General features: G+C 48.4%; 21 protein-coding genes. 13 read left to right on the top strand and 8 right to left on the bottom strand.

Annotated features, from left to right (window positions below; translation table 11 throughout):
• Positions 1-152 precede the first annotated feature (152 nt).
• The 7 genes from BUB18_RS09655 (at position 153) to BUB18_RS09625 (ending at position 7,333) form a co-directional block, all read left to right on the top strand.
• Positions 153-1,490 (top strand): TolC family protein, encoded by a 1,338-nt coding sequence (locus BUB18_RS09655; RefSeq protein ID WP_073080481.1) that lies wholly within the window; start codon positions 153-155, stop codon positions 1,488-1,490.
• 4 nt (positions 1,491-1,494) lie between these two features.
• Positions 1,495-2,565 (top strand): HlyD family secretion protein, encoded by a 1,071-nt coding sequence (locus BUB18_RS09650; RefSeq protein WP_073080228.1) that lies wholly within the window; start codon positions 1,495-1,497, stop codon positions 2,563-2,565.
• Between the two features lie 3 nt (positions 2,566-2,568).
• Positions 2,569-4,161 (top strand): MFS transporter, encoded by a 1,593-nt coding sequence (locus tag BUB18_RS09645; protein ID WP_073080227.1) that lies wholly within the window; start codon positions 2,569-2,571, stop codon positions 4,159-4,161.
• Between the two features lie 99 nt (positions 4,162-4,260).
• Positions 4,261-4,986: a hypothetical protein gene (locus tag BUB18_RS09640; protein ID WP_073080225.1), complete on the top strand. Its 726-nt coding sequence runs from the start codon at positions 4,261-4,263 to the stop codon at positions 4,984-4,986.
• The gene (locus BUB18_RS09635; protein ID WP_143159888.1) at positions 4,986-5,792 is read left to right on the top strand and encodes a formylglycine-generating enzyme family protein; all 807 of its coding nucleotides are present in this window, start codon (positions 4,986-4,988) and stop codon (positions 5,790-5,792) included. The genes BUB18_RS09640 and BUB18_RS09635 overlap by 1 nt, the downstream gene beginning before the upstream one ends.
• An 82-nt stretch (positions 5,793-5,874) precedes the next feature.
• Complete coding sequence (locus BUB18_RS09630; protein WP_143159887.1) at positions 5,875-6,456, top strand: DUF4303 domain-containing protein; 582 nt, start codon at positions 5,875-5,877, stop codon at positions 6,454-6,456.
• A gap of 1 nt (position 6,457) precedes the next feature.
• A complete protein-coding gene (locus BUB18_RS09625; RefSeq protein ID WP_073080221.1) occupies positions 6,458-7,333 on the top strand; it encodes a DUF72 domain-containing protein in 876 nt (291 codons plus the stop codon).
• 3 nt (positions 7,334-7,336) lie between these two features.
• On the opposite strand, the gene BUB18_RS09620 is transcribed toward BUB18_RS09625, so the two are convergent.
• Positions 7,337-7,804, bottom strand: a complete 468-nt coding sequence (locus BUB18_RS09620; protein ID WP_073080219.1) for a nuclear transport factor 2 family protein — start codon at positions 7,802-7,804, stop codon at positions 7,337-7,339.
• A 54-nt stretch (positions 7,805-7,858) separates the two neighbouring features.
• Here BUB18_RS09620 and BUB18_RS09615 point away from each other — a divergent pair, with 54 nt between their 5' ends.
• Together BUB18_RS09615 and BUB18_RS09610 are read left to right on the top strand one after the other, a co-directional pair.
• The gene (locus tag BUB18_RS09615) at positions 7,859-8,425 is read left to right on the top strand and encodes a Crp/Fnr family transcriptional regulator (RefSeq protein ID WP_073080217.1); all 567 of its coding nucleotides are present in this window, start codon (positions 7,859-7,861) and stop codon (positions 8,423-8,425) included.
• 69 nt (positions 8,426-8,494) lie between these two features.
• A complete protein-coding gene (locus tag BUB18_RS09610) occupies positions 8,495-8,863 on the top strand; it encodes a DUF4260 domain-containing protein (RefSeq protein WP_073080215.1) in 369 nt (122 codons plus the stop codon).
• A 6-nt stretch (positions 8,864-8,869) separates the two neighbouring features.
• On the opposite strand, the gene BUB18_RS09605 is transcribed toward BUB18_RS09610, so the two are convergent.
• The 5 genes from BUB18_RS09605 to BUB18_RS09585 all read right to left on the bottom strand — a co-directional run bounded on the left by BUB18_RS09605 (position 8,870) and on the right by BUB18_RS09585 (position 13,883).
• Positions 8,870-9,694, bottom strand: a complete 825-nt coding sequence (locus BUB18_RS09605; protein ID WP_073080214.1) for a mechanosensitive ion channel family protein — start codon at positions 9,692-9,694, stop codon at positions 8,870-8,872.
• Between the two features lie 54 nt (positions 9,695-9,748).
• Positions 9,749-10,483 carry a metallophosphoesterase family protein gene (locus BUB18_RS09600; protein WP_073080212.1) on the bottom strand — a complete coding sequence of 245 codons (735 nt, stop codon included), beginning with the start codon at positions 10,481-10,483 and terminating at the stop codon, positions 9,749-9,751.
• Between the two features lie 2 nt (positions 10,484-10,485).
• Positions 10,486-11,253, bottom strand: a complete 768-nt coding sequence (locus tag BUB18_RS09595) for a nucleotidyltransferase (protein ID WP_245805636.1) — start codon at positions 11,251-11,253, stop codon at positions 10,486-10,488.
• Between the two features lie 157 nt (positions 11,254-11,410).
• Positions 11,411-12,715: an O-acetylhomoserine aminocarboxypropyltransferase/cysteine synthase family protein gene (locus tag BUB18_RS09590; RefSeq protein ID WP_073080209.1), complete on the bottom strand. Its 1,305-nt coding sequence runs from the start codon at positions 12,713-12,715 to the stop codon at positions 11,411-11,413.
• 82 nt (positions 12,716-12,797) lie between these two features.
• A complete protein-coding gene (locus tag BUB18_RS09585; RefSeq protein WP_073080207.1) occupies positions 12,798-13,883 on the bottom strand; it encodes an alpha/beta fold hydrolase in 1,086 nt (361 codons plus the stop codon).
• A gap of 119 nt (positions 13,884-14,002) precedes the next feature.
• On the opposite strand from BUB18_RS09585, the gene BUB18_RS09580 reads away from it, so the two are divergent.
• From BUB18_RS09580 to BUB18_RS09570, 3 genes are all read left to right on the top strand, one after another.
• A complete protein-coding gene (locus BUB18_RS09580; RefSeq protein ID WP_073080205.1) occupies positions 14,003-14,383 on the top strand; it encodes a PH domain-containing protein in 381 nt (126 codons plus the stop codon).
• Positions 14,384-14,560: 177 nt separating this feature from the next.
• Positions 14,561-15,088 carry a GNAT family N-acetyltransferase gene (locus BUB18_RS09575; RefSeq protein WP_073080204.1) on the top strand — a complete coding sequence of 176 codons (528 nt, stop codon included), beginning with the start codon at positions 14,561-14,563 and terminating at the stop codon, positions 15,086-15,088.
• 10 nt (positions 15,089-15,098) lie between these two features.
• Positions 15,099-15,815, top strand: coding sequence for an AAA family ATPase (locus BUB18_RS09570; protein ID WP_073080202.1), 717 nt, complete (start codon positions 15,099-15,101; stop codon positions 15,813-15,815).
• Positions 15,816-16,135: 320 nt separating this feature from the next.
• On the opposite strand, the gene BUB18_RS09565 is transcribed toward BUB18_RS09570, so the two are convergent.
• Together BUB18_RS09565 and BUB18_RS09560 are read right to left on the bottom strand one after the other, a co-directional pair.
• Entirely contained in the window at positions 16,136-17,038 is a 903-nt protein-coding gene (locus tag BUB18_RS09565; protein WP_083549664.1) for a UbiA family prenyltransferase, read from the bottom strand.
• Positions 17,039-17,090: 52 nt separating this feature from the next.
• A complete protein-coding gene (locus tag BUB18_RS09560; RefSeq protein ID WP_073080199.1) occupies positions 17,091-18,764 on the bottom strand; it encodes a hybrid sensor histidine kinase/response regulator in 1,674 nt (557 codons plus the stop codon).
• 326 nt (positions 18,765-19,090) lie between these two features.
• On the opposite strand from BUB18_RS09560, the gene BUB18_RS09555 reads away from it, so the two are divergent.
• Complete coding sequence (locus tag BUB18_RS09555) at positions 19,091-21,460, top strand: ABC transporter permease (protein WP_073080198.1); 2,370 nt, start codon at positions 19,091-19,093, stop codon at positions 21,458-21,460.
• Positions 21,461-21,514: the final 54 nt, after the last annotated feature.

Genomic DNA, 21,514 nt, shown 5'->3' with positions numbered 1-21,514 from the left:
TATATAAGCCGAGTGAGGCACCTCATCGGTATCTAAAAGTATCTGGTTATAATCAATTTTTTCCATTTGGCCGGATCTAACAATTATATGGCAATTTATAGCAAAAATAATTTACAAACTGGATGGAACTTTGCACCTTCATTGCGAATAATATGTTTACAATAAGTAATAAGATGCTGGCGGGTGTGTTGCTAATCACACTGTCGGTCAGCATGAAGGCCTTCAGCCAGGACCCTGAACAAAAGAACACCCTGACCCTCTCAGAAGTTTGGAAAAAAACATCAGCTTACAATAAACAGTTGCAGATGAAGCAGCTGAGCGTAGAGAGCGCGGAAGCACGTGTAAAGAATGCTAAAACGGAACGCCTGCCAGAGGTTTCCGGTGGCGGCATGTACGCGCGTTTCTCCAACTTCGCGCTCTATGAGGATGGTATCCTGCATGCACCTACGCAGATTCCTATTGAAAAGAAAGGTACCTATAAAGTTTCCGGTGAAGCTTTTCTGAATTTATACAACGGTGGTAAAATTACCCGCGAAATACATGCTGCTGAAACGGAAGCAGAGCTGGCGGCCGAACAGAAAAACCTGACGGAGCAGGAGCTGCGATATAAAGCGGCTGCCTACTACCTCGAAATCTACCGCAACTACCAATACGAGAAGGTAATGTTGCAGGACATTGCAGAGCGTGAAAAAGAACTGGAGGAAATCCGGCACCTGCAGCAGAACGGCGTAGTGCTGAAGAGTGATGTGCTCCGTGCGGAATTACGTCTCTCTAAACAAAAAATGACGCTACTGGAAATAAGGAACAGCCTCAAGATTGCGATGCAACGCCTCAACATTATGATGGGTGATCCTGATGCCAATATTATCCGGATTGCCAATGATACCATTAATCCGATACCACGTGAACGCACCTACGAAGATTATTTAAACGACGCATACGAAAATTCATTTGAGTTCAAAATTTCAGAGAAGGAAACTAAACTCAGTGAGTTAAAGCTGCAACAGGTGAAGTCGAACATCATGCCCAAGGTTGGCCTGTTTGCCGAATACGGTTATTCCTTCCCGCAAATACTGATGTATCCATACTCCTTTAACCTGTATGGGCTGGGAATGGCCGGCGTAAAAGCATCGCTGCCTATTTCCCAGTTGTATACCAATAAACACCGGAAGGCAGAAGCCAGGATCAACCTGGAACGTCAGGAGGTGGAGCATGCTGATACGAAAGACAGGGTACGGGAAGAAGTAAATACCGCTTATCTGCGTTATACCGAGGCCCTCACACGTATCCGGGTGGCAAAGGAAAACATTGCACAGGCAAAGGAAAATTTCCGGATCGTAAATAATACCTACTTCAACCAGCTGTCGCTGCTCACTGACCTGCTGGACGCAGAAACGCAATTGCTGCAGTCCCGCTTTGATCTGACGACGGCCGAAGTAACGGCACAATTACAATACTATCAATTATTGAAAGCAACAGGCAACCTATAATTATATGAACAAGACAGCTAACACTAATACCAACAGAACGGACAAAATTATTTCCCGTGTCACCACCGTGGTGGCATTAATCGTAGTGGTTTGCCTGGCCATCTGGGGGATTCGTACCCTCATTCATCAGGCAAGATTTGAAGAAACCAACGATGCCCAGGTCGACGAATACATCAACCCGGTAGTAGCGAAGGTGACGGGCTATGTGGATGAAATCCGCTACGAAGAGAACCAGGACGTAAAGAAAGGAGATACGCTTGTGATAATTGATAACAGCGAATATGCCGCAGCGCAACAGGAAGCGGAAGCCGCCCTGCTCAACGCACGTGCCCAGATCGCCGTTATACAGAGTAATGTACGTACCACCGGCCAGAGTGCCAAAGTGTACGAATCCCAGATCGCTGCTGCCAAAGCGAAACTCCTGAACCAGGAGCAGGAATACGACCGCTATAAAAAACTTTATGATGTGGAATCGGCCACCAAACAACAGCTGGACAGGGTACAGGCAGCGCTGGATGTAGCCAGGTCCGACTATAAATCCGCACAAAACGCCTATGAGGCTTCCCTTGGCCGTATAGACGATGCTAAAGTACAGCTGCAGGCGCTGGAAGCGGAAATAAAAAGGAGAGAGGCTGTCGTAACCCGCAACGACCTCACCGTTTCCTATACCATAATTATAGCACCTTATGATGGTAAGATGGGGCGCCGTACCATTCAGCCCAGGCAGTTGGTGCAGGCAGGTCAAACCCTGGCGTTTATAGTAGACCGTGAGGCCGGCAAATGGGTAGTGGCCAACTACAAGGAAACTCAGATCCGGCATATGAAAGTGGGTGAAGATGCGTCTATCACCATAGATGCTTTTCCCGGTAAAAAATATACGGGTACCATAGAATCCTTATCCGGCGCTACAGGAAGTAAGTTCTCCATCCTGCCTCCGGATAATGCCACTGGTAACTTCGTGAAAATTGCGCAGCGTATACCCGTGCGTATCCGTTTGAAGGGGAGCCCGGAGGAGTTGAAAGACTTATCAGCCGGCATGAGTGCTATTGTTGCCGTTAAAAAAGAGAGGAATTAACCTATGTCTAGTGTTCCGATTTTCAGAAGCTGGGTGCCGCAATGGCTAAGCAGGTTAACGATTGTGCTGGTGATGCTGCCTACAGTGATGCTGTTTGCTCTGTCTACCGCCAACGTGAGTGCTGCCACCGGGTTCTACGGTGTAGAACCGGCCGATATCCAGTTTTCCATGTTGGTGTATTACTCCGCAATTGCTGCATTTACGCCACTGGAGCGGCGCTTCTTCAGCCGCATTTCCACCAAAGAGTATTTTCTCCTGTGTATTGTGTTGCAGGTTATCATAACTTACTTCGTATACAATACCCGCGAGTTACCCATACTTTATATCTGTCGTTTTTTACAAGGGACCGTTAACTGCGGCGTTACCAGTATTTGTCTGACGTTGCTGTTTGCTCAGCTAAAGAGCGAACATGCCCGGGAGATAGGCTATACGTTTTTCTATGGCCTTATCTTATGTGCTTCTTCTTTTACCTCACTAGTAACCGCCCCCATCATTGACAATTATGAGTACAACGTACTTTATAAAGTGATGATATACGTGTTTATTCCGGGAGCAGTGTTATTACTGCTCCTGATGAACCGTATTCACCTGGTGAGAAAGGTGCCGCTGTACCAGCTGGACTGGGGTAGCTTTGTGCTGTATGCCCCCCTGCTGATCTGCCTGGGTTATGTGCTCACCTACGGGCAGCAGTATTACTGGATGTCGGACCCTACGATTGTATGGAGCCTGATAGCGGTACTGGGCTTAGGTGCGGTGTTTGTGATCCGGCAAATTTTCAGCAAAAGACCGTTGATACATATGCAGGTATTCAGGTACCGGAATTTCATTTTCGGTGCGGCGCTGGTAGGGCTGCTGTACCTGGTAAGAGGGGCTTTTTCAGTAACCACCAGTTACTTCAACGTGGTGCTGGGTATGGACCCTATTCATATTTATGAGCTTTTTATCTACAACATTATAGGCGTTATCATCGGCAGCCTGATGGCAGCCAGGTGGATCGTGAAAAAGCGACCTACACAGCTGATCTGGCTGGCAGGCTTTTCCTTGATGCTGGGATTCCATACCTGGATGTATTTTCATTTTGCCACGGAGGCAGATGCGGTTACCTTCATTATCCCCCTGATTGTACAGGGAGCGGGAGCGGGGCTGCTCATGGCACCGATAGTGTTGTTTACCATTTCCTCCGTACCGTTTGAGCTGAGTCAGTCCGCCGCGGCAGTAGGGGTATTCGTCCGTTTTGCTTTTTTCAGTGCCAGCACGGCGTTGATCAACTTCTTCAGTTTGTATTACGCGAAAATTCATGGTACCCGGATGAGTGACACCATTACAGCGGTGGAATCCGGCCTGCAATCGCGCTTACATACTTACCAGGCTGCATTGCAGTCGCGCGGTATCCCCGCCGACCAGGCCGCCAAAGCGGCTACCGGCCTGCTGAGCAGGGCGGTACAGAAGCAGGCATTTCTGAAATATGCGATGGATTATTATGCGATGGTGTCTATTGCGATACTGGTGATAATGTTGATTATTATTATGGCGCCATTTATAAATCGTACTATCATTAACGTTAGATCCAAGCAACCGGCGGCGGCAACTTTTTAGGTATTTACCGGTTGGTATACTGTTGTGGTGTGTTGCATTCAACGAAAATACGGAATAGCAAACAAATCCGTAATTTTGGTTTCACTATTCTACCATTGAATGAAATCTGTATTATTAGGTTTATTGTCACTGCTGCCTTTCAGCACACTGTTAGCCCAGGACTTTATTACACCGAGCAAGGAAAGCCAGGCGTATCACGAAGCCCGGTACAAGAAGTCAATACCACCCTATGGCCTCGCCAAAGTAAAAGAGCTGATCGCAAAAATTAATCCCGACAGCGAGGAGGCAGAAGCACTGGGCACAAAGGAGTACCTCTCGCTCAGTCTTCGCGAAAAGTTCACCTATCACATGATCCATGCGGAAACCTATGCGCAGAACTGTGATGTAATACCGCCCATCGAAGAGGAGCATAAAAAGATATTTGCACGTATTCCCAGTTCATTTAACGACTACCAGTGGAGCAGACGGCAAACTGATTTTTTTGCAGAGAACATTGACAGCGTTTGTGCGTTGATCAGGGAATCCGCCTTGCGCAGCAACAGGATCGGGTGCAATTACAAATCCGCCATCATTGAAATGAACGCAGTGCAGATGATTCCTTTTTTGGCAGACTTTTTTAAGAAAGACAAAAAAGACCTCGACATACTTACCGTGTTCCTGCAGCTGATGGAGCAAAATAAATATGCGCCTTTTATGCAGTCATCTTCCTGGAAAAAGTTGTACAGTGAAAATGCCAGTTACGAGGCTTACCTGGATTATAACACCGCCAATGAAGCGCTCATACTGCAACGCGTAAACGATTTCTATAAAAATTATAAGAAATAATGAAATACCTGCTGGGATTGGTGTGGAGTTGTATAGTGGCACAGGCGGCCGCGCAGGACTTTCTAACCATTCCCGCAGGGACTTACACGGTTGGGGCAAAGCACTTTCCGTTAAACCCCCTGAGAACAGTACAGTTACCAGCTTTTCGCATATCCACTACTGAAATCACCAATGCACAGTTTGCAGCCTTCGTGGATGCCACCGGCTACATCACCGACGCAGAACGCCGCCACAATGCCATGGTGTTTGAGCCGGGGCTGAAAGAGTTCCGCTGGCTGGAAGACAGCTCCGCCTACTGGCTGTTTCCCAACGGTATCAGCCGGGGAGATGTTGCCGATAAGATGGACCATCCCGTTACCTGCATCAGCTTCACCGATGCGCAGGCCTACTGCACCTGGAGCGGCTGCCGGCTGCCCACGCTCGATGAATGGGAAGTGGCTGCCAGAGCGGGCTCCAAAACCCGCTACTTCTGGGGTGAGGATCGTGATTCCTTATCGCAATACGCCAATGTATGGCTGGCACACGACCACCTCGTGGCCGATACCGCCGATGGTTATATGTACACTTCCCCGGTAGCGCATTTCAAGCCTAATCCTTGGGGGCTCTACGACGTATATGGCAATGTATTCGAATACTGCGAAGGCCATACCGCGCTGGACAAGCCAGGCAGCACATCCGTACACGCACGGGGCGGCTCCTGGTGGTGCAGTAAAAATTCCTGTAGCTCCTTTAATTCGGTGGACATCGGAACGGTGCATCCACGCGCCTCCTTCAGCAACCTGGGCTTCAGGGTGGTAAAACTATAACGCTATCATTGTGGAGAAGTCAGCCGTTGATTTTTTGCGATAAAAACTTATTATTGCAGGATCACGCACGCATATGAATGAGATGAAGCGATTCAAAGAAGCAACATACAAGATGCTGGAAGCGGGCATTCGCAGCATCCCGGACAATGAAGTATCAGATATCTACGCACTGTCGTGCTGGTATCTCGCCCAGGATGACGAAGCCCGTTATCCCATGGTTATTTTAAGTTACAACACCAACAGTCATTTTATCTCGCAGATTCCGGCAGCTTCCAGCGAGGCGGAGGCAAAATGGAATTACGCCTTCTGGCTGCAAAATGATGTGGTGGCCGTAGGCGGGGAAGATGATGATCATCTCGCAGCCTGGTTTGCAGCATCGCCACATTATTATTCTGAAGAACAAAATCTGGACGCAGAAGAGGATGACGAACTGTTTGAACAACTGCTGCAAAAAGCAAACGCCTTCAATGATGAATTTATTGAAGTAATCATCGCGTGCGTAAGCGAATTGTTTAGCAACGGTGTGATAAAAGATAAATTTGGAAAGCATATTCCGGTATTGATTCATGAACTGGAATATTATGATAAACCGCTCGAATGGACTACCAGAGCCAATCCTGAAGGAGTAGCCACGGAGTTTATTCAGGCCTACGGAAAATTGTAATATGGATTTTGGTGCTAACTGGGCAAAATACGATCAGCTGAACCTGGAGTTACCTGCTGATCATCCCATTACCGGCAAAGTGTTAAAAAACGGCTCCGGTGAAGGCAGGATTCGGTTTGGTTCCTCCGGATGGACGAGAAAAGAATATAACGGCACCTTGTACCCGAAAGGTACCAGTGCCAACAACCTGCTGACGGAGTACAGCCGGCTGTTTGACTGTGTAGAGCTCAATGCCACGCATTATAAAATTTATAGCGCCGAAGAAATCAGTAAGTGGATGGAAAAGGTGAAGAACAAGGATTTTATGTTCTGTCCTAAATTCCCACAGGCCATTAGTCACCATAGCTCCCTGCTCAATGCCGCGGAGGAAACCAATGCGTTCCTGGCGGGCATCCGTGCATTTGGCGACCAGCTGGGGCCGGCGTTTCTACAGCTTAGCGAGTCCTTTTCTCCCGCGCGAAAACTGAATCTCTATAAATATTTAGAAACGCTACCGGAAGACATTGACTTTTTTGTGGAAGTAAGGCACCCGGATTGGTTCCGCCAGCCCTATGAACTCAATGAGTTGCTGAATACCCTCAGGGAACTCAGTATGGGCGCGGTTATCACGGATACGCCCGGTCGCCGGGACTGCCTCCACATGGCGCTTACCCTCCCTAAACTCTTCCTGCGCTTTGTGACCAAAGGTGCGCACCCACTGGATATGCAGCGCCTGCTCAACTGGAAAGACAAGCTAGACGACTGGACAGCCCAGGGCCTGGAAGAAATTTACTTTTTCCTGCACGTCCATGAAGGGCAGCATGAAGCCGCCTTTTACAGAGAGGTACAACATGTTTTTGGTACCGCTAAAGGAGAGGTGCAGTTATCGCTGTTTTAATTTTTATTGGGGAGATACTACACTTTCTTCGGCCACACAATCGTCCTTACGACGTGTATCAATGATATACTGGATTTTCCAGGTGCCGTTTTCATTGATTAACTGAAACGAATTAACGCCACAGTGACTGAACTTGCCTTTGAAATAAAACCGATAGGGCGTCCATACGCTGGCGAGCGTACCGTCTATTTGGATGTGGGAGAAGGTAATGCGTTCGTCTGCTGTATTTGCAGGGAGTTTCGCAATACTACCCGCAAATTCACTGACGGATTCGGAACGTACCGTGTTAGTTTTGGTGATGGTTTGCATTACCGCAGTTTCGGTAAAGCAGGACTTTAGTAAAGCACTGTCGGCATTGCGCATGGCTATAAAAAGTTTGTTGACACCGGCCTTCACCGCATCTTCCTGCGATTGTGCAAAGCAAAAACCGGAAAGCACTGAAAAGCAAAGGAGTAAAAAGGGGCGTTTCATTTTTGATTCTAAAATAAGCTTTTTCTATTTTTGATCCTTACCACTCATGGAACAATGACTGACCTTGCCGATTATTTAAAAAGCTATTTCGGAATGGAAGAGCGGGAAATTGACATCATCCGCGAATGCTTCCTGCCGCAAACACTGCGTAAACATGATTACTTCCTCAAAGCAGGGCAGGTTTGTCATACCATGAGTTTCCAGCGTTCCGGGCTGGTACGGTATTACATGGATACGCCGGAAAAGGAAGTAACCCAGTGGATTTCTACGCCCGGATATTTCATTACCGACCTGGCAGGACTGGTGTTTGATAAGCCCGCCCGCTACAGCATTCAGGCCCTGGAGGATTGCGAATTGTTTTCGATCGATAAAAGGGATTATGACAGACTGGCTGAAAAAGTTCCCCGCTGGCCACAATTGGAAAGGAGATTTATCGCACGGTGCTTTACGTATATGGAAGACCGTGTGTTTGGCCTGCTATCGATGACGGCCGAACAGCGCTATAAATGGCTGTTTGATCAGCACCCCGCAATTTTTAATCAGGTACCGCTGCAATACCTGGCCTCTATGATGGGTATGACACCGGAAACCCTGAGTCGCATTCGCAAAAAACAACTATAGCAGTTCTTGATTTAAATCAAAAAACTGCGTTGCCTGACTGCCTACTTTTACAGCATCAAACACAGCACTATGAAAAAGTTATTACAGGCAGAAGAAATTTTACTCACCGCAGCATCCATCTATTTATTATCCAAATACAGCCTGGGCTTATCCATTTGGGTATGGATTCCCCTGTTTCTAGCCCCGGATCTGAGCATGCTGGGTTATCTGGTAAATACCCGCGTAGGTGCATGGACGTATAACCTTTTTCACCATCGTGGGATAGCCGTGGCCATTGCTGCCACCGGTTACGCGGCCGGTATCCCGGTTTTGCTGACTGCAGGCCTGTTGTTGTTTGCCCATAGTACTTTTGACCGTATGATGGGATATGGCCTGAAGTATAATGATGATTTTGGGCATACGCATTTAGGAAAAATCGGCAAAGCGGCGCGTTCGTAGTATATCTTACATCAGGCTGGCACCTTTCAAGGCACTTGTTACCTGTACAATCAGGTCATGCGTTACGCGCTCATACACATCCGGCTTTGCACTGTCTACCCAGCAGGATAGCCTTACCTGTGCTTTATTATTGACCCCGTCGATGCCGGTAAACCATATGGTCTTTGGCCTGTCGGGCTGTACGTCTTTCATCTTCAGCACTATATCGGTCATGATTTTTTCCGCCTCTCCGAGGCTGGCACTGAGCGGTATCACGAAATTCAGGACAATGCGCCTCAGGGGGGTAAGCGAATGATTGATGATGGGTTTTTGGAATACGTCCTTGTTAGGGATGATCACCCGCAGCCCGTCCTCGGTCACCATGGTGGTTGAACGCAATTCTATCTCTTCAACAGTACCGGAGAAACCATTGGTTTCGATAACATGGCCCACCTCGAATGGTTTTTTAAAGGTGATGAAAATGCCGCTGATGAAATTGGCGGTGAGGTCCTGGAAGGCAAACCCAAGGGCCAGGCCAATAATGCCGGCGCCCGCCAAAAGGGACGTAACGGCCTTGTCCAGTTGTAATACATTCAACGCTATAAACAAACCCATCATCAGGAAAATGAGGTACATGATGCTGGCCACCAGGTTGGAAATAGCAGGTGCTTCCGATAAGCGGGTGGAAAATTTATAGGTGATTTTGCGGATAAACTTCGCCAGAAAGAAGAAGACGATGAAAATGATGATAGCTACAGCCATGTTGGGCAGCATTTTTATCAATGCTACCAGCCAGTTGTGTAGTTTATTGAATATAAGCGAGCCGTAAGCAGTTGCCTGGTTTGTATCCATATGATATTGTTGAGTATAGAATTAATTGCCCAATCACTGCATTATTGTCTACAGTCAGATATTGAGCAGGTGAAAACCGGTGATATTGCCGGTAGTATGTAATACGTGTTTAGCCACATTATAGACTTTCACATTCCCGAGTGAGCCTTCGAAGGCGCCCATATGGGCGTGTCCGTGAACTACCGCCGCTACTTTACGGCGCATAATCGGTTCCGCCAGCCGGGAGCAGCCGAGGAACGGATAAATCTGCTCCGGTTCTCCTCTTACCGTATCAATGGAAGGAGAGTAGTGCATGAGGGCGATCTTTGGAATGTCCGGATGTTCCTGATCCAGCCTGGCCAGCGCGCGATCCAGCAGCAGTGCTTCATTTACACCTGTTTGTACGAAGGCTTTCATTTCCGCTTCACCGAACATGGACAGCATATGGCCGTCGAACCCGCCACCAAAGCCTTTGATGCCGGCAAATCCCACCTGGTGAATGATGGTACACTCGCCGTCCAGGATATGAATATCGTTATGTTCCTGTATAATTTGCCGGATGAGTTTTTGCCGGCCTTTTTCATAATCGTGATTGCCCAGCACCGCCACCACGGGAATGGTGCAGGCTTTTAATTCTGCGACGAGGATTTCTGCTTCCGATTCGTCGCCGGTATCGGTAAGGTCGCCGGCCAGCAGTAGTACATCGGCCCCGGCGGATACCTGTTTGAAAAATTCGATCCATTGCCCTTTATCTGCTGAAGTGACGTGCAGATCGCCTGCTGCGGCTATTCTTATCTTTCCTGCTGCCATACTTATACTGTTTTTATGGTGGTACACTTATACTGCCATTGGAGGATATCTACTGCATATTGGGTTTGGTCTATGATGGGGCCCCTGCATACTTTTTCAGTGGGTGGGGGGAGATGGTATTGCATTGCGGCACGCTCCATCAGTTCATCAAAAAGCCACCTGGGAATAATGCGGTGATAGTCGGAAGGATAAACAAACTGAAACGTGAGCAGCTGCGCCAGTAACAGGTGCCAGTGCTGGTCCATCCGGAAGAGGATGCGTTTCCAGTCGAGCGGCTCATACCGCATCATCACATGGTTTACATCTGCGCCATCAAAGCGTTCCCGGTTTTGTACGTACAACTTGCACCAGATGAGTTCTTCCGGGGCAATCAGCTTTACAGGTACATCGGCAAATACGGCCGGCACAGCATGGTCGTACCAGGTATCATCTACCCGGCAGATGTTATTGACCGTATCGAATATGATATCGATGAAATGGTCGCCTTTAAATACTTTGGCCAGCCAGCGTACATCCGTTTGCTCAATGGTGTAGCCCTGCTGCCGGGAAAAGTACTCGAGTATTTTCGGGTATTCCGTCCATTTGCAGAAGATGTCGAGATCTTTGGTGTCGCGGTAAATGCCGGTGTAGTGAAACATGGCAAAAGCGCCGCCCAGCATAAACGACGCGCCGCTTTGCTGCAGGTGCGTCAGGGCTTCTTTATAGAAGCTATGGGCAGGACTTTGGTGCACTGCCTCGTCGAAAACCATGTGTCCGTTTACGTTTGCCATATATATTGGTTCTGAAGATGGAGAACCAAAGGGCATGCCATGGCAATTTAGTTCCCGTCTTTGTTTCGGGCCTTCGGCCCGAAACAAAGACGGGAGATTCGTCCACCGCCGCAGGCGGTGGACGAATCTCCCGAAAAAAAGTATTGCAAAGTTATTGTTAACCTACCTGCGCAAACGCCTGCGTAATATCGTTCTTAATATCTTCAATATGCTCAATACCCAGCGATATCCGCAGCAAGCCCGGTTCCACACCGGCTTTGCGCTGCTCTTCCTCACTCAGCTGCTGATGTGTGGTAGTGGCAGGATGGATGATGAGTGTTTTGGCATCACCCACATTCGCCAGGTGGTAGATTAACTGCAACGACTGTACGAATTTATCCGCCGCTTCGCGGCCGCCTTTAATCTTGAAGCTGAGTACACCGCCAAAACCGTTTTGGAGGTATTTTTTACCCAGTTCGTGATATTTGTTGCCAGGCAGGCCCGGATAGTTTACGGATGCTACGAGTGGTTGTTTTTCCAGCCATTCTGCCAGCGCCTGTGCATTATCCACCGTGCGCTGTACACGAAGTGATAAAGTTTCGAGGCCCTGTATAAAGTTAAAGGCGTTTTGTGGTGCCAGGGCAGGGCCCCAGCTACGCAAGCCAGCCACGCGTGCGCGGATGATATAGGCGATATTGCCAAACGGGCTATGGGAGCCAAATACCTCCCAGAACTTCATACCATGGTAGGCATCATCCGGCTCACTGAACTGTTTGAATTTCCCGTTGCCCCAGTTGTAGTTACCGCCATCCACAATTACACCACCGATGCTGGTGCCGTGGCCACCTATCCATTTGGTGGCGGCTTCCACTACCACGTTGGCGCCGTGTTCCAGCGGGCGGGCCAGGTAACCGGCTGCGCCAAAGGTATTGTCCACAATCAGTGGCAGGTCGTGCTTGCGCGCGATGGCACTGATTTTCTCAAAGTCAGGAATGGCAAAACCAGGATTGCCGATGGTTTCCACGTAGAGCGCTTTGGTGTTTTCGTCAATCAGCGCTTCAAAACTTTGTGGGTTATCCAGGTCCGCAAACCTGGCGTCAACGCCTATACGCTTAAAGCTTACTTTAAACTGGTTGTAGGTGCCGCCATATAAATAGGAAGAGGTAATAAAGTTATCACCCGGCAGGAGGATGTTGTGCAGGGCAATGAATTGCGCTGCCTGGCCGGAAGCCACTGCCAGCGCGCCTACACCACCTTCCAGTGCCGCCACACGCTTTTCAAATACATCGGTGGTAGGATTCATGATCCTGGTATAAATGTTTCCAAACTGTTTCAGCTGAAACAGGTCCGCCGCATGTTCTGCACTGTCGAACGTATAAGAAGTAGTTTGGTAAATGGGCACTGCGGCTGCATGGGTAGTAGGGTCGGGCTGGTAGCCTGCATGTACCTGTAAGGTATCGAAATGTAATTGCTGTTTGGACATACGCGGGATTTTATAAAAAGCGTTACAAATAGTCTACAAAATAAGTAGACTATTTGTAACGACAAAATATATTCCCGGATTATTATTTAATAGCGAGGGGGCGTACATATTCCACGAGGGAAACCAGGAACTTCCCGGGTTCTTCGAGTGGAATCAGGTGGCTGGCATGTTCGAACCAGATACCTTTTTTATAGGGTGCTTTCACGGTGTTAATCCACCTGTTGGCGGGTTCGCTGGGCGTAGTGTAATCATGTCTCCCCATAAACATAAACACGGGAATAGGGAAGGACTTGACGTGGTTGAAATCCGTTGCCAGGAATTCCGCCATCACGCGGTCCAGCGTAAAGAGGCTGCCGGAGTCGATTGCCGGGACATCTTCCGGCGAGTATTCGGGCGACAAATACGGTGCGCTGTAAAAATAATTCGGCTCCGTCCTGTAGGCTGCCAGTCCACCATAATACTGGGGCCACTTCCGGGCGATGATAATCCGCTCCCTGGTTACGGGTTGGTTGCCCGGATAGGGGGCAATGGTGGCCATTTCTTTCAGTGCGGTATCGTTTTTCAGCCGGGTTGCTTCTTTTACACCAAACTCGAAACTGAGCTTTTCATTCTCCATCACATTGATGGCCTGGCCTATGCCAACGTAAGCGTAGAACAGGTCGGGACGCTGCAGTGCCGCATTCATGGCTACTATGGTGCCCCAGCTGTGGCCTGCTAAAATCACTTTTTTCTTGTGGTATTTTTTGCAGAGGTAGGTGGCCAGCTCCACAGCGTCGTTCACGTAGTTTTGAACCCTGATTGTGGCACCGAGGCCGGTCGTATCATTGATCCGGTAGGTTTTGCCGGAAGCGCGCTGGTCGTATTGGACTACCGTAAAGTATTCTTCCAGCGGCCGCTGAAAGATCCAGCTCACCGGGGCCAGGGGAGAAGCAGGGCCGCCATGCACAAACAGGATCACAGGATTGCTGCTGTCTTGTCCGCGTACGGAAACCCATTGTTTGAGGCCACCAATGGGGGCCTCAAAGGATTCCTGTATGCCTTCGGGGCTCAGGATGGTGCTCAGGTCTTTCATCACTTTTCTGCCGGAGGCATACCGTACGGAAGCGGGCAGCTGCTGGGCATCAAGCGTGTGATGGAAAAAAATGCTCATGAAAAGAAGCAGGGCCATTCGGTTGAACCGCCGGCATAGTGGTTTGATTTTGGTTGTCAGCATAAAATAGGTAACAATAAACGTATATGCCGAATGTACGAAATTATCTATCTTTCTATCCTAAATCAACGTATCACATGGGACTTTTTTCCGGGCTGCTGGGTAATGCCGGGGCCGTAAGTCAGGAACAACTGGTAAAAGAATATTCCAGGCTGTTGACCGATTCAGAACAGATCCAGATGGGCTTTAAGCTGATCAGGGACGTATTTCTGTTTACCAACAAGCGGCTGATCCTGGTCAATAAACAAGGTATCACCGGCAGCAAAACGGATTATATCAGCATTGCCTATAAGAGTATTTCCCGCTTCAGCGTAGAAACAGCGGGTACTTTCGATCTGGATGCCGAACTGAAAATATGGGTGTCCAGTGAGCTGCATCCCAGCATAGTAAAGCAGTTCAATAAATCTGTAGATGTGTATGAAGTACAGAAGGTACTGGCGTATCACGTACTTGGCTAAACGATTTTTTTACTTTTTCTGCAACGGGGAGTATAGCACCGCAGGTGCTGTGCTCCCCGTCGATTTTTGTTCCTCGCCTACGGCGAGGAACAAAAATCGACAACTGTTCTTCGCCAGAGCTGGATTTAAGACAACCTTCGTACCTTTGTACGCTCATTGCAATAAAACAAAGTGTACATGAATTTCTCGATACAGCCCACTTTATCAAACAACAAAGCCACGCTTATTCCCTTACAGGAAGCCGATTTCGAGCAAGTGTTCGCCGTTGCTTCGGATCCGGCCATCTGGGAGCAGCATCCCAACAAGGACCGCTACAAGCGCGAAGTATTCCGCTCCTTTTTTGATGGTGCGCTGGCCAGCGGAGGTGCCTTTAAGGTAATTGATAACGCTACAGGAGAAATTGCAGGGAGCACCCGTTTTTATGATTACGATGCTGACACCAACAGCATCCTGATTGGTTATACCTTTTACGCCACCAAATTTTGGGGCACCGGTATCAACCCATCTGTGAAAAAGCTGATGCTGGATTATATTTTTAATTATGTAGATACAGTGGTTTTCCATATCGGCGCCACCAACGTCCGCTCCCAGATGGCGATTGGCCGTATTGGCGCTAAGAAGGTTGCGGAAAAGGAGGTAGCCTATTACGGAGAACCTAACCGGTTGAATTTTGTATATGAGATACAAAAGGCATCCTGGCAGTAATATTTTTTAGATGAGTATTTTTGATCTGATCATTATTGATCCCAGAAAGATTGTCCTGGAGCAGGTGTTTTTCAGCGAAGCAAACAAAGCGGCGCTGGACCAGGTGGTAAAAGAACACCGGTATATCGGTGAGCTCAAAAAGTATGAGCTGCCGGTGGATAATAAAATTCTGTTGCACGGACAGTCAGGCTGCGGAAAAACCACCACTGCCAAAGCAATCGCAAACGCACTGAACAAAAACATCGTTATCCTTAACCTGAGCACCCTGGTATCTTCCAAACTGGGAGAAACGTCCCATAACCTCAAAATGGTGTTCGATAAAGCGATCCGCGATAAGGCCGTATTGTTCCTCGACGAGTTTGACCAGATCGGGAAAATGCGTTCCACGGACGATCACGACTCCGGAGAAATGCGCCGGCTGGTAAACACGTTACTGCAGCTGATCGATTACTTCCCGCACGACTGTATCCTCGTGTGTGCCACCAATTTCTACGATCTAATAGATCCCGCGCTGCTGCGCCGTTTTCAGCTAAAACTAAAATATGAGCTGCCAGGCAGAACGCAACTGGATGCCTTCTACGATAAAAAACTGGAGCGTTTTCCGGAGCACTTGCGCGGTATCCCCCGGAACTATGAGATCTCCTATGCGGAAGCGGAAGACTATATCAATACCAGCATGAAAGCATTGATCATAGCGGACCTGGAAAAGCAGGTACCCGCCACATGAGTAAGCTCCCCGCAATTGAGCTCGCAAAGACTTATGGGGCTTTAGGCGCCTTCGGCGCCAGGACGCGAACTTTTTTCTCGCAAAGCAGCCAAGCAGGTAAGCAGCTAAGGCTTGTGTTTTGCTCCATTAAGTTGTATCCTGAGAGGTGAGACCGAAGGTCTCACCTCTCAGGGATTTTTGCTACCGCCGTAGGCGGTAACAAAAATCCTAATAACAAAACATAATCCTTAGCTGCTTACCTGCTTGGCTGCTTTGCGTGCAAAAAAGATCGCTCTCCAGGCGCCGAAGGCGCCTAAAGCGAAAAAAAAGATAGTCCTGCATTACTTCAAAAAACAGATCACCGGTATCGTCGCAATAAACAGATACACGAAGTAGTGATACGTTTTGTCATCCGCTTTACTGGTTCTGAACCGCATTACCCGGTAGGCTACCACACCGTGGTATATATACTGCGCTACAATCAGCGCAATCACCCATGCCGAAAAGTTCTCCTGACTTACGATCGCGAAATAGTAGAGTATAGGCGATACCGTTAGAAAGTAAACAAACAGCATTTTGCGTGACAGCAGGTCGCCGAATTGCAGCGGTAATGTTTTGCGGTGCATAACGGCGTCGCCTACCTGATCGCGGAGGTCCTGCACCGGCAGCCCAAAACCGGCCCAGATGCTGAGAAAGATGATGAACTGCCACACGTTGTGGCTGATGGTAGGAGTGGTGAGTTGCCATTCAGCTCCCATTAGGGCTACTGTGCCGGCCGAAATACAAATCAGGTTTTTAGTCACCCAATGCTTGCTCCCCCAGCCGCAAAGGATGATGGTAATCACCTGCCATGCAATGGCAAACAACAGTACATTAAATAAATAGGCTACAATAATGAAGAAGGCGTTATAGATCAGCAGCCTGATTATCGCGCCCCGCCTGCTCACCAGTCCGGCTGGCAAGGGCCTGTCTGGTTTGTTAATGGCATCTTCTTCCACCGAATTGACCTGGTTGGCCACGCAAAAGGTGAGAATATACAGCATGGTGTAGATTGTACACATGAGAAAGGCTAGGGGAAAATCCTGGATATGCCTGTTCTCATAAATCCATGCTGTAATAAAGGTGGTGTAGCAAGGGACAATAGTATCCCAGAAGTCATTCCTGACAAATCTCCAAATGAGCCTGAGCTCAAAAAACAAAGTATTCACAGTTAGCAAAGATTGGTACCACGATAAATATATCATTCTTGCTGCTACTGCGGAAGCCTATCAGGAGAAATGTAAAAGGAAATTAAGATCAGCAGCGAAGCTGAGCCTGGACGGCGCTATACAGCTCTTTGACCTTGAAAGGTTTATGCAATCGGATAGTGCCGCTGCTTAAACTATTGGCAGGTAAGTCGGCTGTCTGGCCGGTGATCAATATGACCGGAATGTTACGGAGCCGGAGGTCTTTCCGTAAAATGGCTATCAGGTCGGTGCCTAGCATTTCTGGCATGTTCAGATCAGTGATGATGAGGTCGGGCACCTTCTGGTCCATCAGCTGAATCCCTTCATTAGCACTACCTGTAACCGTTACTGTAGCGTTTTTGTCTTTGAGGGTTCGACTCAGCGCTACCTGGTTCATGAGGTCATCCTCAATCACGAGAATATTAAAACCGGTAAGATCAAAGTCTACTTTTTCTTCTTCCGCAGCAGTAATATTGGCAGCATCTTTTACCGGTAGTTGAACTGTAAACAATACTACATTATTTTCGGCATTAACGGTAATTTTTCCCTTTAATCTTATTACCAGATAATGAGTGATATATAACCCCAGGCCTGTACTGTCAAATTTGGACTGGTTAGCCGATTCAAATGGCTCAAATAACCTGGCAATTCTGCTTTTGGAGATGGTTCCAGGGTTGGAAACCTTCAGCGTCAGCACACCATCTTCCTTCGTTACCGTGATGCCGATGGTGGCACCCGCGTTACTATGCTTGATCGCGTTGGTTAACAGGTTGTTGACGATCTTGGTGAGCGCCAGCCTGTCGGTACTGATCGATCCGGCAACGTTACAGGTTAGTACGATTTTTTTCTGCTGGAGGTTGCCCAGGATGTTAAAAATATTGACCTTGTCCTGCAGGAACGACTGCAGCTCGATCACGCTTTCCACTGATTCCTCTTCCTTACCGGCTTCTATCTTGGTGAGCAGCAGCCCGTTATTGATAATATCCAGTGCTTGCGCAGAGGAACTTTTCAGGCAGGTAATGAGGTGCTGCTGCTCGGCGGCAGTCAGCTTTGAGCTGTCGATGAGTTGTGCAAAGGTCACAATGGTATGGATGGTATTTCTCAGCTCATGGTTAATTTCTGCATGGTACAATGCCTTCTCCCGGTTCAACCGCGAAACTTCCTTCAACGAGCGGTCGTTCTGGTTAATCAGCAGCCAGGTGCTGAAACCAATTAATACCAGCATGGCTATCCAGCAAATCAACTTGATATCGGCAGAGGCATCATAGCTGAGCTCCAGCGGCTTTATCAGCACATATGTACTGTTTATTCCAATGGCAGTAAACAACAGGATGGCAATAACGAGGCAAAAAATCCGTACGCCCCAGCGTTTGTATACCGAAAAGGAGGATCCGATCAAAAAGGTCAGTAAGAACGCCGTAATTAAAGCCTCTGGCATGGCTGGCCCTAACAGGGCGCCGAAGTAACAGGCAAAAACCGTGTGGGTTAAAACGGTACCCAGGGTTCCAAACTCGTAAATATGCCGGGAATTAAACCAGATAACCGTTGCAAAACATATACATTCGGCAGCCACCCCAATGATCAGGTAAGCACTGTTGGTCAGGTAATAAAAATAACTGCCTATCACCGCCAGAAATATAGATGTCAGCAACGCCAGCGCATTGATGACGATCACACTGTTATACTGATTCCCCGCATCCGGAGGTACTCCGGCAAAAATAATCTTCCGTATTAATCTAATCATCTCAGTATTTTTTGAGGGCGGCACGTTTTTCGGTTTTCAATAGAGTCATGGCTATTTTGCCAAACGTGATATCCATAGTATGTAACATTTTCAGTTGTAGTTCGGGTAGTGGTGCTACCAGTTAAGGGGGAGCGTAAATTACGGATATTTTCTCATTACCACTCCAATCTTCTGCAACTAGTTAAATTTAATAACTGTTACATTTCCGGACAAATGTGTATCGTTTTCGGACATATACTTAAAATTGTCTATTTATAAATTATTATTTAGTAAGATATGAATGCCGCGGCATCCTTTTTTCTATCCCCTTTTAAACTTCTTCCGCCATGCTGAAAACCTGGATGCAGACTGCTTTCCGTTACCTGTCCAAGAACCCCCGGTTTACATGGTTGAATGTAGCCGGACTCTCCGTCGCCATGGCAGCGGTGCTCCTCATCAGCAGATGGGTGATCGCCGAATATGAAACCGACAGGTTTCACGCCAAGCAAGGGAGATTATACCAGGTAATGGAAAACAGGACCCAGGAAGGAAGCATCGCCACAGCAGCTGAAACCTCGCCGCTCCTGGGTGAAACACTGCCGGCACAATTTCCGGAAGTGGAAATGGCTGTAACCACCACACCTGAAAACTGGTTCCCTAAAGTTGCCGTTACAGCAGCGGATAAGCCAGTACGGGCAGCCGCCATCTTTGCCGGAAAAGATTACTTCCGGATATTCTCTTACCCCATGTTGACAGGCCAACCCAGCCAGGTGCTGGCGGACAAACAAAGCATTGTCATCTCCCGAAAACTGGCTACCAGCTTATTTGGAAGCCCCACAGCCGCTATCGGGAAAACCATCTCCTGGCAGCTGATGAACCTGCAACGCACCTCTATAGTTTCCGGCATCAGTGATGAAATCCCCGCCGCCTCCAGTATCCATTTTGATATGGTGCTGCCTTTTGCCGTTTTCAGGGATATTATGCAGATACCACAAACGCTTGATGGCAGCAATGCCGCAGGTCCTTTTCATACCTACCTGGCCTTGCGTCCTGGCACCAATCCCGCCGCCTTTAATAAAAAACTAAGTACCTGGATCAGCAGCTTCAACAACCAGCCCAGGGACCTTTTCTTGACCAGCTATGCGGACAACTACCTGTATAGCCTATACGAAAACGGGCGCCCTTCCGGCGGCCGCATTACCTATATCAAACTCTTTGCCTGGATTGCAATACTCATACTCGTAATTGCAGGTATCAACTTCATGAACCTCACTACTGCCGGGGCTTCCAGGCGTATGAAAGAAATTGGTGTGCGCAAAGCCATGGGAGCTGCCCGCGCTTCGCTGGTGCGACAATTCCTCCTCGAATCGATTGGTATTGCCACACTATCGGCCTTAACAGGTCTGTTACTGGCCGTACTATTGCTACCATATTTCAACCAGGTTACCGGTAAGGAGATGCACCTGCTACAAGGCACCTACATCTGGCTGCTCCTGCCTGCACTACCGTTGGTAACAGGGTTGCTGGCTGGCTGCTACCCGGCATGCTATCTCTCCGGCCTGAAACCGGTTACCGTCCTGAAGGGCAAGCTGCCCGTGAATCTCCAGGAGCTCTTTGCCAGAAAAGGGCTGCTCACCTTCCAGTTCACTATTTCGCTGATATTGCTGTGTGCCGTGCTGGTGCTTTACCGGCAGCTTCACTATCTTCAAAAAACTTCACCGGGTTTTGATAAAGACCAGGTGATTACCTTCGAGGCCGAAGGCCGGATAGCAACCAATATTCCCGCTTACCTGGAAGCGGTAAAACAAGTGCCGGGCATTACGCAAAGCGCCGCTATGGTAGGTAACATGACCTCCATGCATAGTGCTGAAGTAAAAATTTCTGCGGAAGGAAGGGAGCACCGGCTCCTGCTCAGCAACGTAAACGCCACCAAAGGACTGGTGGAAACACTTGGCATTCCTATGCTCGCGGGCACCTCGTTTACGGGCAACGCAGCTGCCGACAGCGGGAAGGTAATGCTGAATAAAGCCGCTGTAGTGGCATTGCAACTACAGGACCCCGTAGGTAAACTGATAAAAATAGGGGATCAGCAACGCCGGATCATCGGTATTACAGAAAACTTCCATAGCCAGTCCCTCCACGAACCCATTCAGCCAACCGTGTTCCAGGTGGACGACCTGGTGCAAACCGTGTTGCTGCGTCTCAATGCCGGACAGGAAACACTGACACTGGCTGCACTTAAAACTTTCACAGAAAAATATAATCCAGGTTTCGCATTCGAATACCGCTTTCTGGATGATACCTACCAGGCACAATATGCCACGGAACAACAGGTGGCCCGTATCAGCGCCTGTTTCGCCGTAGTAGCACTCAGCCTGTGCTGCCTCGGTATATTCGGTCTTACGGCATATTCCGCACAGCTGCGCCGCAAAGAGATTGGTATTCGTAAAGTACTGGGTGCATCCATGATGGATATTGTATGGTTGTTTTCCGGCGACTTTAAAATCTCCCTGCTGTTATCGCTTTCCATAGCTATCCCTATTGCCTGGTGGGGCATGAATAAGTGGCTGGCAGGTTATGCTTATCACATTCCAGCTGCGGGCATTCTGATAGCAATACCAGCCATTATATTGGTGCTGCTGGTAGCAGGTGCCATGCTCCTGCAAACAATTCATGCGTGGAAATCAGCTGCTGTTCAGCATCTGCGGGCAGAATAGGGGAATAAACCTTTCATGTAACTTATCAGTAACCCTAACCGTTAGACTATTTGT

This window comes from Chitinophaga jiangningensis (genome assembly GCF_900142605.1).
Classification (GTDB): Bacteria; Bacteroidota; Bacteroidia; order Chitinophagales; family Chitinophagaceae; genus Chitinophaga; species Chitinophaga jiangningensis.
Note: the sequence above shows the minus strand (reverse complement) of the source record. Positions and strands in the feature narration are given on the sequence as shown.